10 protein-coding genes are annotated in these 12,718 nt (G+C 60.6%); 4 read left to right on the plus strand and 6 right to left on the minus strand.

Annotated elements, in window-relative coordinates:
• Window positions 1-66: 66 nt before the first annotated feature.
• The gene (locus AAFH49_RS09605) at window positions 67-1,677 is read left to right on the plus strand and encodes an OmpP1/FadL family transporter (protein ID WP_342297636.1); all 1,611 of its coding nucleotides are present in this window, start codon (window positions 67-69) and stop codon (window positions 1,675-1,677) included.
• 75 nt (window positions 1,678-1,752) lie between these two features.
• Here AAFH49_RS09605 and AAFH49_RS09610 read toward each other — a convergent pair whose 3' ends face one another.
• Window positions 1,753-2,781: a hypothetical protein gene (locus AAFH49_RS09610; RefSeq protein ID WP_342297638.1), complete on the minus strand. Its 1,029-nt coding sequence runs from the start codon at window positions 2,779-2,781 to the stop codon at window positions 1,753-1,755.
• Between the two features lie 102 nt (window positions 2,782-2,883).
• Here AAFH49_RS09610 and AAFH49_RS09615 point away from each other — a divergent pair, with 102 nt between their 5' ends.
• A complete protein-coding gene (locus tag AAFH49_RS09615; RefSeq protein ID WP_342297639.1) occupies window positions 2,884-5,118 on the plus strand; it encodes a S9 family peptidase in 2,235 nt (744 codons plus the stop codon).
• A 118-nt stretch (window positions 5,119-5,236) separates the two neighbouring features.
• On the opposite strand, the gene prmC is transcribed toward AAFH49_RS09615, so the two are convergent.
• Window positions 5,237-6,094, minus strand: a complete 858-nt coding sequence (gene prmC, locus AAFH49_RS09620; protein ID WP_342297641.1) for a peptide chain release factor N(5)-glutamine methyltransferase — start codon at window positions 6,092-6,094, stop codon at window positions 5,237-5,239.
• Window positions 6,095-6,149: 55 nt separating this feature from the next.
• Here prmC and ribD point away from each other — a divergent pair, with 55 nt between their 5' ends.
• Both ribD and AAFH49_RS09630 read left to right on the plus strand, forming a co-directional pair.
• Window positions 6,150-7,184, plus strand: coding sequence for a bifunctional diaminohydroxyphosphoribosylaminopyrimidine deaminase/5-amino-6-(5-phosphoribosylamino)uracil reductase RibD (gene ribD, locus AAFH49_RS09625; RefSeq protein WP_342297642.1), 1,035 nt, complete (start codon window positions 6,150-6,152; stop codon window positions 7,182-7,184).
• A 149-nt stretch (window positions 7,185-7,333) separates the two neighbouring features.
• Window positions 7,334-7,816, plus strand: a complete 483-nt coding sequence (locus AAFH49_RS09630; RefSeq protein ID WP_342297643.1) for a GAF domain-containing protein — start codon at window positions 7,334-7,336, stop codon at window positions 7,814-7,816.
• A gap of 67 nt (window positions 7,817-7,883) precedes the next feature.
• Here the strand turns inward: AAFH49_RS09630 and AAFH49_RS09635 are convergent, their stop codons facing one another.
• The 4 genes from AAFH49_RS09635 to AAFH49_RS09650 all read right to left on the minus strand — a co-directional run bounded on the left by AAFH49_RS09635 (window position 7,884) and on the right by AAFH49_RS09650 (window position 12,537).
• Entirely contained in the window at window positions 7,884-8,546 is a 663-nt protein-coding gene (locus tag AAFH49_RS09635) for a phosphatidylserine decarboxylase family protein (RefSeq protein ID WP_342297644.1), read from the minus strand.
• A gap of 260 nt (window positions 8,547-8,806) precedes the next feature.
• Entirely contained in the window at window positions 8,807-10,093 is a 1,287-nt protein-coding gene (locus AAFH49_RS09640; RefSeq protein WP_342297645.1) for a Glu/Leu/Phe/Val family dehydrogenase, read from the minus strand.
• A 328-nt stretch (window positions 10,094-10,421) separates the two neighbouring features.
• Window positions 10,422-11,411, minus strand: coding sequence for a phosphatidate cytidylyltransferase (locus AAFH49_RS09645; protein ID WP_342297646.1), 990 nt, complete (start codon window positions 11,409-11,411; stop codon window positions 10,422-10,424).
• A gap of 136 nt (window positions 11,412-11,547) precedes the next feature.
• Complete coding sequence (locus AAFH49_RS09650) at window positions 11,548-12,537, minus strand: CPBP family intramembrane glutamic endopeptidase (RefSeq protein ID WP_342297647.1); 990 nt, start codon at window positions 12,535-12,537, stop codon at window positions 11,548-11,550.
• Window positions 12,538-12,718 lie beyond the last annotated feature (181 nt).

The following is a 12,718-nucleotide window of genomic DNA, read 5'->3' on the forward strand; positions in this document are numbered from 1 at the left end:
GCTAAGGATTCTGCAAAAAATTTCCAGCGAGCTGGCCGAACGGTTGGCTCCCTTTCTTCCCTTATCATGAAAAAACGGATTTACTGGCTTAGCCTGGCCCTGGTAGCAGGGCAGGCCGGCCACGCCTTTGCCCAGGATGCCACCGATGCTCTCCGATATTCCCGCCTGCAATTTGGGGGCACGGCCCGCACCCAGGCCATTGGGGGAGCCAATGTGGCCCTGGGAGCTGATTTTGGTAACCTCACCAGCAACCCCGCCGGGCTGGGACTGTTTCAGAAATCAGAAGTGCACCTGACGCCCGGCATTGGCATTGGCCAGAGCGACAGCCACGTTGACGGCAGCGCAAGCGCGGCCCAGAACGACACGAAGAACAGCTTTCACATTGCCAGCACCGGCGCGGTGTTTGCCAGCCGCCGGCCCGATGACGACCAGACCACCAACTGGCGGGGCGGGGCTTTTGCCCTGGGCTTTACCCGGCTGGCCGACTTCAATACGGCCTTCCAGTACGGCAATACCCTTAATACCCGCGTGGCGGGTAACTATACCCTGACCGGCGATGACCAGTCGTATCTGGCTTCGTTGCGCCGCACGGTCGGGTACAACGGCTACACCCAGGCCAGCGTCGACCGGCTGCGGGCGCAGGGCCAGTCTGGCAACTTCACCTCCCTCAACGGGCTGGCTTACGGGGCTTACCTGACCACTATTGCCAAAGACCGCAACGGCAACGACATCGGTGTGGCTTCTACCACGCGCAAGGGGCCAATCGGGCAGGCGGAAAGCGTGATTTCGAAGGGCTCGGTTTCGCAGTTCGACCTGGGCTACGGGGCCAATTACCGCGACCGGCTTTATCTGGGCATCGGCGTGGGCATTGTGAGCTCGAACTTTACCCAGACCCGCAACTACACGGAAACCGAAACCGACGCCACCACTCACCTCAGCGACTACACGCTGCACGATGAGCTGAAAACCACCGGCACCGGCCTCAACGCCCGCATCGGGGCCATTTACCGGGCCACGGATGCGTTGCGCATCGGTGCATCCATCCAAACGCCCACGTTCATGCGCATGACCGATACCTATAGTGCAGCCTTTACCACGACGTTTACGGCGCAGGGAAACGATGTGGTGGCAACCTCGCTGCCCAGCGGCCCGGTGGGCGTGAAGGTGCTCGACCAGGAATTTCCGCTCTATGCGTACACCATCACCACGCCATTCCGGGCCAATGGCGGCGTGGCCTACACCATTGGCAAGCACGGCTTTGTGACGGGCGATGTGGAGTATGTGGGCTACAGCCAAGCCCGCCTGCACAACGACGCGCAGGACAGCAACGGCGATGACTATTCCTTCACGGCTGAAAACAGCGACATCCGCGCCAGCTACCGCAACACCGTCAACCTGCGCGTTGGGGCCGAGGGCCGCTTCGATATTTTCCGGGTGCGGGCTGGCTATGCCCGCTACGGCGACCCCTACAAAATTGACAACAGCAACGAGCGCGCCCAGAATTTCTACACCCTGGGAGCGGGCCTGCGGCAGGGCAATTTCTTCCTCGACCTGGCCGGCGTGTACACATCCTACCACCAATATCACACGCCCTACGACCTGGGCGGCGACGAGCCGCTGGTGAAGGTGGACAACTCCCGTTTCACCACCAGCATCACGGCCGGCATCACTTTCTAACAAAGGCCCTGCTTTGCCATTGCAAAAAAGCCTTCCCGAATCCGGGAAGGCTTTTTTGTGCAGCAGGCTGCCGGCTTATTTCTGCACCCTAACGGAGCAGTTGAGCACCGGGGCCGAGCCCAGCACGAGGTCGGAAACGAGCAGCAGGCCGTAGCGGTCCGTGGTGCCGTCGCTGATTTTAAAGGCCAGTACCTGGCCTTTGGTCAGGGCACCGGTGGCGAAGGCGTTGGGCTTGAAGGCCGGGCTGCTGTCGTAGCTCGTGGTGAAGTCGGCGGCAACGGCCTTGCTGAACTGGTCGCTGGTGAGCGTGGTCAGGCGCAGGCCGGTGGCGTGGCGGCTGGCGGTGGCCCACACGGCGGGCAGTTTGCAGATGGCGGTATCGGTATTGGCCGGCGCTACCAGGCTGAGGGTAGTGCCGGTGCCGCCCGCCACGCAAATCAGGTCCACCAGGGTTTGGTTGGCTTCTACGGAGCGCTCCTGGTTCAGCACCGCGTATTTGGGCAGCAACAGGCCGTATTGCAGGTTGAGAAATACCCGGCTGCGGTCGCGCACGCCCCGGGCTACCACGGCGCGGCGCGGCACCGGCCGCAGCACCGCCGTGAAGCTGTGCACGACGACGGCGGAGTCGGCTTTGCGGGCCGTGAGGCGGTAGGCGCGGCTGGCCGTGGCCCCGGCTACGTCGGTGGCCGTGTATTGCCACTGCTCGGTGCCGGAAGTGGCCCGGGCCGCAAACTGATTGACAAACAGCGTTTCGCTGATATCGTGGCCACTGCTGCTGCCAGCTATGGGCTGAATCAGCGAATCGAGGTAGGTGATTTCCTTGCTATCTGGCGCATTCTTGGTGGGGTCATAGGATGACAGGGGCACCGGGTAGATGATGGGCTTGATGCCGGGGAGGTAAGTAACGGTGATTTTCAGGCGCTTGAGCGCATTGTCATTGCCCACGGCGTACACGCGGGTCGTGAGCGTGTCGTTGGGCTGGACGGTCTTGTTGCTGGAAGTCAGCGTGGAGATACCGACGAAGTCGAGCTGAACCGGCCGGTCGGTTTTGGAACAGGCGGCCAGCAGCACGGGCAGGCAAAGCAACAGGAGGCGAAAACGCATAATGCAAAGGTAACGGGGGCCACGGCCTGCAACCGTGCTGCCGGCGAATGTTACCTTTAACGTTCGGTTTCCGTCCTTATTTCGATTTTGTTCTTATTCCCTATGCGTTTACGCTTTTTTGCGCTGGCGGCCCTGCTGGCCGCCAATGGCCCGGCCCTGGTGCCGGGCCTCACTCCCACCCTCGTTCACGCGCAGCAGAAGCTGCCCCTCACCTTAGAAGACATCTGGGCCAAGCCCACGTTCCGCTCGGCTTCGGTGCCTGGTTTCAACTGGATGAATGACGGCCGCTACTACTCGGCCCTGGAAAACGGCAGCCTGGTGCAGTACGAGGTGACCACCGGCAAAGCCGTGCAAACCCTGGCCGCCGCCGCCGAATTGCAGCTGGCCGGCGCACCGCTCAACGTGGATGGCTACTCCTTCAATACTAACGAGCAGAAAATCCTGTTCACGACGGGCACCGAGCCCATTTACCGCCGCAGCGCCCGCGCCAGCTATTACGTGTTCGACCGGGGCACCAAGAAGCTGACGCCCCTGAGCACCGGCGGCAAGCAGGGCTACGCCACCTTCTCGCCCGACGGCCAGCGCGTGGCCTTCACCCGCGACAACAACGTGTTCGTGACCGACCTGGCCACGATGCAGGAAACCGCCGTGACCACCAACGGCCTAAAAAACAATATCATCAACGGCTCGGCCGACTGGGTGTACGAGGAGGAATTTGGCTTCGCGCAGGGCTTTTTCTGGTCGCCGGACAGCCGGCAGATTGCCTTTTACACCTTCGATGAGAGCCAGGTACCCGAGTACGACATGCAGGAATGGGGCGGGCTTTATCCGAAGGAATACCGCTTTAAATACCCCAAGGCCGGCGAGAAAAACTCCATCGTGAGCGTGAGCAGCTACGACGTGGCCAGCGGCAAAACCACGAAGATGGACGTGGGCCCCGTGGCCGACCAATACATCCCGCGCCTGCAGTGGACGCGCGTGCCCAACACGGTCAGCATCCAGCGCCTGAACCGCCTGCAGAACAAGCTCGAAATCCTGCACGGCGACGTGACCACTGGCAAAACCAAAGTCGTGCTCACGGACACCAACCCCGCCTACGTTGAAATCAACGATGATTTGAACTACCTCGAAGGCGGCAAGCAATTCCTCTTCACCAGCGAGAAAGACGGCTACCAGCACCTCTACCTGCACGACATGGACGGCAAGCAGGTACGCCAACTCACGAAGGGCAACTGGGAAATCTCGGCCATCAACGGCTTCGATGCCAAGACCGGCAATGTCTATTACACTAGCACCGAAGGCTCGGCGTTGCAGCGCCATTTGTATCGCATTAATCTGAAGGGCGGCGACAAAAAACGCATCAGCGAAGCCGGCAACGGCACCGACGTGGTGAACATGAGCCCCGACACGAAGTATTTCCTCAACGTGCACTCCTCGGCGGGCGTGCCCACGGTGACCAGTCTGCGTGAAGGCAGCACCGGCAAGCTGGTGAAAACCCTGGAAGACAACGCCAAGCTCAAGCAAACCCTCACGCAGTACGACCTCGGCAAGCTCGAATTCCTGACATTTAAAACCAGCGAAGGCGTGGAGCTGAACGCCTGGATGATTAAGCCCAGCAACTTCGACCCCGCTAAGAAATACCCCGTGCTGATGCACGTGTACGGCGGCCCCAGCTTCGGCACCAGCAGCACCCAGACGGTGCTGGATAACGCCGGCGGCGGCACGGCTTTCACCAACTACCTCTGGCACCAGATGCTGGCCGAAAAGGGCTACATCGTGGTTTCGGTGGAAAACCGGGGCACCTCGGGCCGGGGCTCGGCCTTCCGCAAGGCCACCTACGCCAACATGGGCAAGCTCGAAACCATCGACCAGGGCGAGGGCGCGAAATACCTGGCCACGCTGCCCTACGTGGATAAGTCGCGCATCGGCATCTGGGGCTGGAGCTACGGCGGCTACATGACCTCGCTGGCCATGACCAAAAACGCCGAACTCTTCAAGATGGGCATCGCCGTGGCCCCGGTCACGAACTGGCGCTACTACGACACCGTGTACACGGAGCGCTACCTCAAAACGCCCCAGGAAAACCCGGGCGGCTACGACGATAACTCTCCCGTGCAGTTCGCCCAGAACCTGAAGGGCAAGTTCCTGCTCGTGCACGGCACCGGCGACGACAACGTGCATTTCCAGAACTCCATCGCCTTCGTCGATGCCCTCATCAAGGCCAACAAGGACTACCAGACGCTGTACTACCCCAACCGCAACCACGGCATCTCGGGCGGCAACACCCGCCTGCACCTCTACCGCCAGATGACGAATTTCGTGCTGCAGAATTTGTAGGATTTTGGCTGGCGCTGAATCCATCTGTCATCCTGAACGCAGTGAAGGACCTTATCACGATTGAGCAAGTTGTTCAACCGTGATAGGGTCCTTCACTGCGTTCAGGATGACAAGTGGCTTACCGCCGCGTGCCGCGCACCACCCGCGCCTTGCCGAACATATCGGGCAGCACGCGCACATCCTCAAAATCACCGGGCGTGAGTAAGGCGGCCGTTTCAGCGCCCAGGGCTTCGTTGATTTCCAGGTAAATGCTCCCGCCGGTGCGCAGCAGCGCCCGGCCCACTTCGGCCAGCCGGCGGTAGAACAATAACGGGTCGGCATCGGGCACGAACAGGGCGGTGGCGGGCTCCCAGGCCAGAACGTTGTCGCGCATTTCGGGCCGTTCGCTTTCGCGCACGTAGGGCGGGTTGCTCACCAATACATCCAGCGAGCTAGGGGCAATTTCCTTCGGCAGCAAGTTCAGAATATCGACCAACTCAAACACCACCTGGGGCGCAAAGCGGGCCGCATTGCGCCGGGCCACGGCTAGGGCTTCGGCCGAAATATCCACGGCCATCACCTCGGCGGTGGGCAGCAGGCGGGCCAGCGCCAGCGCCAGGCAGCCCGAGCCCGTGCCCACGTCGAGCACGCGCAAGCCCGTTCGGCCCGCTTGCTCCTGCTTGATGAGATACACCAACTCTTCGGTTTCGGGGCGCGGGATGAGGGTGGCGGGCGTCACCTCCAGCTCCATATCGGCGAAGTGGGCGGTGCCCAGCACGTATTGCACCGGCTCGTGGGCCAGCAGGCGCATTAGTAGTGGTTCCAGGGCGGCTTCGGTGCCGGGCGCAACGGGCTGTTGGGCTTCCATCATACGCTTCAGGGCATCCATTTGCAGCAGGTGCTCCGCTACCAAAGCGGAAATGGCCTGGGCTTCTGAGGTGGGGTAGATGGCTTGCAGTGCCGTGGTAATCGAGTCGGTGAATTGGCGAACGTTCATTGCCCCAAAGGTAGCGCCGGGCCCCAGCGGCGGCCCGGCGCTTACCTTCGCGCCCATGAAAAACGATGATGCCCTGTTCATGCGCCGCGCCCTCGATTTGGCGCTGCTCGGCACCGGCCACGCCCGGCCCAACCCCCTGGTCGGCTGCGTCGTGACGCACGACGGCCGCATCATCGGCGAGGGCTGGCACCAGCAATACGGCGGCCCCCACGCCGAAGTAAACGCCCTGGCCGCCGTAGAAGACCAAGCGCTGCTGAAAAAAAGCCGCGTCTACGTCACCCTGGAGCCCTGCGCCCACCACGGCAAAACCCCGCCCTGCGCCGATTTGCTCATCGCCAAGGGCGTGCCCGAGGTGGTGATTTGCAACGAAGACCCCTTCCCGCTGGTAGCAGGGCGCGGCATTGAGAAGCTCCGCGCCGCCGGCATCCACGTCGAGACTGGCCCGCTGGCCGAAGAAGGACGCTGGCTGAACCGGCGCTTCTTCACCTTTCACGAGAAAAAGCGCCCCTATCTGGTGCTCAAATGGGCCGAAACTGCCGACGGCTTCCTGGCCGGGCGCTACTTCCAGTCGGTCCAGATTAGCGGGCCGCAGGCGGGCCTGCTCACCCACAAATGGCGCACCGAGGAGCAGGGCATTCTGGTGGGCACGCGCACGGCCCTGCACGACAACCCCCGCCTAAGCGCCCGCGACTGGCCCGGGGCCCAGCCCACGCGCCTCGTCATCGACAAAAACCTGAGCCTGCCGCCCACCCATAATTTGCTCGACGGCTCGCAGCCCACCCTCATCTACACCTACCGCCAGCCCTACCACAAGGCCAACCTCGACCTCGTACACCTCTCCGAAGCCGACGACCTCCTACCCCAGGTAATGGCCGACCTCTACCAGCGCCAAATTCAATCAGTGTTAGTCGAAGGCGGCCCCACGGTGCTGAACGCGCTGATAAACGCCGGCATGTGGGACGAAATTCGCGTATTTCGCTCGCCCATGAAGCTGGGCCAGGGCATTGCCGCCCCGCGCCTGGGCCACGGCGGCCTGCGCAACGTCGAAAACGTTGGGGCCGATGAGCTGTTCTGGTACGTGAATCAGTAAGCTTTTCTATTCCACGCCTGTCATCCTGAGCGCAGCGAAGGACCTTATTACCTCTGCACGATTAGCAGTGAATTCAAAAATGAGGACGTGACAAGGTCCTTCGCTGCGCTCAGGATGACAGCATTCCGCACTCAATACCTAAAAATATCATGGCCGAAACCCTCGCCCTCGACACCACGCTCACCAAAGCCGAGCAATACCGGCAGTTGCTGCCCCAAATAGAAGCCCTCACCAATGGCGAGCCCGACCTCACCGCCAATCTGGCCAACACGGCTGCCGCGCTACGCCAAGCATTCGGCTTTTTCTGGGTAGGATTCTACCTCGTGAAAGCCGATGAGCTGGTCCTCGGCCCGTTCCAGGGCCCGATTGCCTGCACGCGCATCCGCCACGGCAAGGGCGTGTGCGGGGCCAGCTGGGCGCGGGCCGCAACCATCCTCGTGCCCGACGTAGAAGCCTTCCCCGGCCACATCGCCTGCAGCTCCGATTCCAAATCCGAAATCGTGGTGCCCATCATTAAAAACGGTCAGGTCGTGGCCGTGCTCGATGTCGACAGCGACCAGCTCAACGATTTCGACCACGACGACCAGGCCGCGCTGGAGCAACTGATGCAGCTGGCCGCCACCTGGTTTTAATTAAATGGTCACGCATAAAAAAGGCCGCTCAGTGAGCGGCCTTTTTTATGCGTGACCATTTAATTAATCAGACTTTCAGCTGGCAAATCACGGTTTCGCCGCCCTTCACCTTCTGGCCCAGCTCCACTTTCACTTCCGTATCAAGCGGCACAAACAAATCGACGCGCGAGCCGAACTTGATGAAGCCGAACTCTTCGCCTTGGCTCACTTCGTCGCCCTCGTTCACATACCACACAATGCGGCGGGCCATGGCCCCGGCAATCTGCCGAAAAAGCACCAGCGGGCCGGCATCGGACTCCACTACCACGGTGGTGCGCTCGTTCTGGGTGCTGCTTTTGGGGTGCCAGGCCACCAAGTAGTTGCCGGGGTGGTACTTGAAATACTTTACGAGGCCCGAAATGGGGTTGCGCGTCACATGCACGTTGATGGGCGACATGAAAATGCTGATTTGCTTGCGCTCATCCTCAAAATACTCGGGCTCGAATACGTTCTCGATTACCACCACCTTGCCATCGGCCGGGGCCAGCAGCAGGTCTTCGTGGGTGAACAGGTGCCGGAACGGGCTCCGGAAGAACTGCAGAATCAGCAGAAAGATGATGACCGTGGCCCCAGCAAAGAGCCGGTTCACCAAATCCTGGCCCCGATTGAACTGAAACATGAGCAAATTGAGCGCCAGCAAAATCAGCAGCGTAACGAACAGAATGCGTCGTCCTTCTTTATGAATCTTCATATAGCACGGCTTGAAACGAACTCCCCGGCGTGGCTTGCGCCGTCCTTTGGTTCATGAATTCGGTTTCAGATGAAAAAGCTACTCAGCCGCGCAGAACCGGGCCGACTGATGAGGTAAACGTTGTAAACGGGATATCCGGGCAAAGGTCGCTACAGAAATCAGAAAGGCACGAACCGAGCGGCCCGTGCCTTTCCAGAAAGCAAGTACGGAAGAACGCAGAAAAAATCTGTGCATTCCGTGAAATCACGCTAACTATTTGATTAGAAGCCGCCGCGGAACTTGTACGTCTGGGCTACTTTATCAATGCTCACTACGTAGGCCGCGATGCGCATCGGGATTTTATATTTCTGGCTCGTGGCATACACCTTCTCGAAGGCGTCGGACATGATGCGGTCGGCGCGCTCGGTCACCATTTCCTCGGTCCACTTGAAGCCTTGGCGGTTCTGCACCCACTCGAAGTACGACACCGTAACGCCGCCCGAGTTGGCCAGAATATCCGGCACGACCATGATGCCTTTTTCATTGATAATCGGGTCGGCCGAAGCCGAAGTCGGGCCGTTGGCACCTTCCACAATGAGCTTGGCCTTGATATCGCGGGCGTTGTGCTCGGTAATTACGTCCTCCACGGCGGCAGGCACCAGCACGTCCACGTCGCACGTCAGCAGGTCGTCGGCATCCATGGTGGTAGCCCCGCTAAAGCCTTCGAGGCGGCCGTTGTGGGCATTTTTGTAGGCAATGGCTTCATCGATGTTGATGCCGTTGTCGTTCCAGTAAGCGCCCGAGATGTCGCTCACGGCTTTAATTTTCAAGCCTTTGTCGAAGAGCAGCTTGGCGGCCCAGGAGCCCACGTTGCCAAAGCCCTGCACAGCGGCCGACACTTCGGTCGGCTTCAGGCCCAGCTTGCCCAGTGCGGCCAGGGCCGAAACCATTACGCCGCGTCCGGTAGCCTCGGTGCGGCCCAGCGAGCCGCCCATTACCAGCGGCTTACCCGTTACCACGGCAGGCGAGGTAGCGCCGACGGTTTTCGAGAACTCATCCATCAGCCAGGCCATTTCGCGGGGGCCGGTGCCCATGTCGGGGGCCGGAATGTCGCGGTCGGGGCCAAAAACGTCTTTCAGGGCCAGTGTGTAGGCGCGGGTGAGGCGCTCCAACTCGCCGGGGCTCATGGTGGTGGGGTCGCAGATGATGCCGCCCTTGGCACCGCCGTAGGGAATATCCACCACGGCGCACTTCCAGGTCATCCAGGCCGCGAGGGCCTTCACCTCGTCGAGGTGCACGTGCTTGTCGTAGCGGATGCCGCCTTTCGAGGGACCGAGGATGGTGTTGTGAATCACGCGGTAGCCTTCGAACACGCGCAGCTTGCCATCGTCCATCGTCACGGGCAGGTTCACGATGACCTGCTTATCGGGCGCTTTGAGAACGTTGTATGTTTCGTCATCGAGGCCGAGGATTTCGGCCGCGATGTTGAAACGCGACATCATGGATTCGAGCGGGTTTTCGCGGTCCATTATCGGAGCCGGCTCCTTGTACACAGTGTGAGCTGCCATTCGGGATGGGGATTTAGGGATGTGGTTTGGGTGGGAATATGGGTACGGTTTCGCGCCGCAAAGGTATTGCTTTTGGCAGGATGAAGCGGGCAAATGCCGCAAACGTTTGGGAAAACGTTAATCGCCTGTCATTGCGAGTGAAGCGCAGCGGAACGTGGCAATCTGCCCTGTATAACGTGATAAGCCCTGAGATGTGATAAAGCTCTTTTTAAACACCAGAAAGCCCCGATACAGCGAAGTAACGGGGCTTTCTGGCAAAAGAAAGTTCTGGTTTTGACAGGACGGATTGCCGCGTTGCGCTGCGCTCCACTCGCAATGACAAGCGCCCCTACCCCACCAGCAACTGCAGCAGCGCCAGCACCGGCAGCACCAGTAGAAACGCATCGAACCTATCCAGCAAGCCGCCGTGGCCGGGCATGATGCTGCCCGAGTCCTTCACCCCCACGCTGCGCTTGAGCATGGATTCGGCCAAATCGCCGAGGGGCGCGAACACTGCTACCACGCCCGCCGCCACGAGGCGGTGCGTGAGGGGCATATCGGGCAGCATGTAGCCGATGGCCCAGCCCACTACCAGCGTCATGACGAAGCCGCCGGCCCAGCCTTCCCAGGTTTTGCCGGGCGAGATTTGGGGGGCCAGTTTGTGCTTGCCGATGGCCCGGCCCACGGCGTACGCGCCGATATCGGAAGCCCAGATAAGGAAGAGGAGGGCGAAGACGCGGCGGTAGTCATAGCCTCCTGCGCCAAAAGCAAGGACAATAAGCGCCGTCATTGGCACACTGATGTAAAGCAACCCGGTAATGGCGGTGCCCACATTTGTGAAAGGCTGGCTGTATTTGGGCCAGAGAAACATTTCCCGAATCAGCAGAACTACCGTTGTTGCGGTGAGCAGCGCTCCTGGAATGGCAAACAGCGTCAGCCAGGTTTGCGACTGCCAAAAGGAAGTCGTGATGTGTTCTGCGAGTTTATTTCCTTCGGGCGAACCGTCAGTTTTGGCCAACGAAAAGATGCTGTCACCCATCAAGTAATAAGTACCAAATAAGACACTCCCGAATAGCGCTAAGCTAACTACAACCCCAATCCACGTAGCCGGCGCGTAACCGCCCGCACGCATCATGCGGTAAAACTCCCACAGCATGATGGCCTGCACGGCGGCGAAGAACAGCCCGAACGTCCAGGGGCTAAACCAGACGCTGCCCAGCAGCAGCACGGCCCCGATGACGCCCCAGATGACGCGCAGGCGCAAGTTGCTGGGACCGGCGGGTGCGGCGGTAGTTTCGGGAGAGACGGCGGGGGCAGGCGGAGGCGTAGAGTCGGGCAAAGTGGGGAGGTTTGAAAACGAATTATTAAACGTCATGCAGAGCGTAGCGAAGCATATTTACCGCGCAACGCAATCCAATCGACGGGGTTTATAATTGCAGTAAAGATGCTTCGCTGCGCTCTGCATGACGTTCTTTTTAGGCCAAAGGCTCCTCAGCCTTACGCACAGTCACGCCCTCGCTGCTGAGGGTGAGCATGGCGGTGGGCGGGGCCGGGGCCGTGAAGTGCCGGTGCAGCACATAGAGCAAGCCGGCCGAGAGCAGCGCCGACGGAATCACCAGCAGCCAGGGCAGGGCGTCGGTCGAGTCAGGGTCGAAGCCCCAGCCGAACTGGCCGCGCTGAGCCAGGTAGAGGATGAACAGTTGGAAGGCATTTTGGGTGAAGTGCGCGGTCATGCTCACCAGGATATTGCCGCTCCAGAGGTACAGATACCCCAGCACCAGCCCCAGCACGAAGCGCGGCACGAACCCAAAAAACTGAAAGTGAATGGCCGAAAAAATGGCCGCCCCCAGCCATACGCCCACATGCGGCGAAAACCAGCGCACCAGATTTTTCTGAATCACGCCCCGAAACACCAGCTCCTCGGCCACAGCCGGCACCAGTCCAATCACCAGCACGCCCAGCCAAAAGCGCTCGGGCGTGTTGAACTTGGTGAGGAACTTGGTGAGCACGGCCGCCCGGTCCTCGCTGGCCCGCGCCCACACCTCAAACTCGTGCATCTGAGCTGGGAAATGCGCCCCCGCGTTCCAGGCAATGATGGTGGACATAAACGGCAGCGTGACAATAATCAGCACCGCCACCACCAGCAGCCACCACCACGCCCCCAGTCGGCGCGGACTAAAATACTCGGCCCAGCCGTAGCCCAGCGCCGAGGCCAGCAGCACCGCCCCGCCCCCAAACGCCGACAGCAGCAGCACGCCCTGAAACATCATCAGCAGCCCCCAGCCCTGGGGCGAAGCCGCCGGATTATTCATCATGCCCAGCGCCTGGAGCATCGACACGCCGAAGCCCGCCTGCGCCCACACAAACACGATGGCGTAGCCCACGCAGGCCCCCATTATCATGGTGCCCAGCAGCAGCAGTATCTGAAGGCCAGGATGCAGGGTGCGGGGTAGGAAACCTTTCATAGCGGGGTGCAAGTTGGGAAGGGCGTAAATTTACCGTAGTTTTTAACTTAGGCTTGAATAACGACTTTATAGAACGTCATGCAGAGCGCAGCGCAGCATCTTGCCCGCAGTCACTAATTCATGACGCTTCAACGTTTGAGTTAGTGGTGGCGGGCAAGATGCTGCGCTGCGCTCTGCATGA

Origin of the sequence: Hymenobacter segetis, from assembly GCF_038448715.1 — a bacterium.
GTDB lineage: Bacteria > Bacteroidota > Bacteroidia > Cytophagales > Hymenobacteraceae > Hymenobacter > Hymenobacter segetis.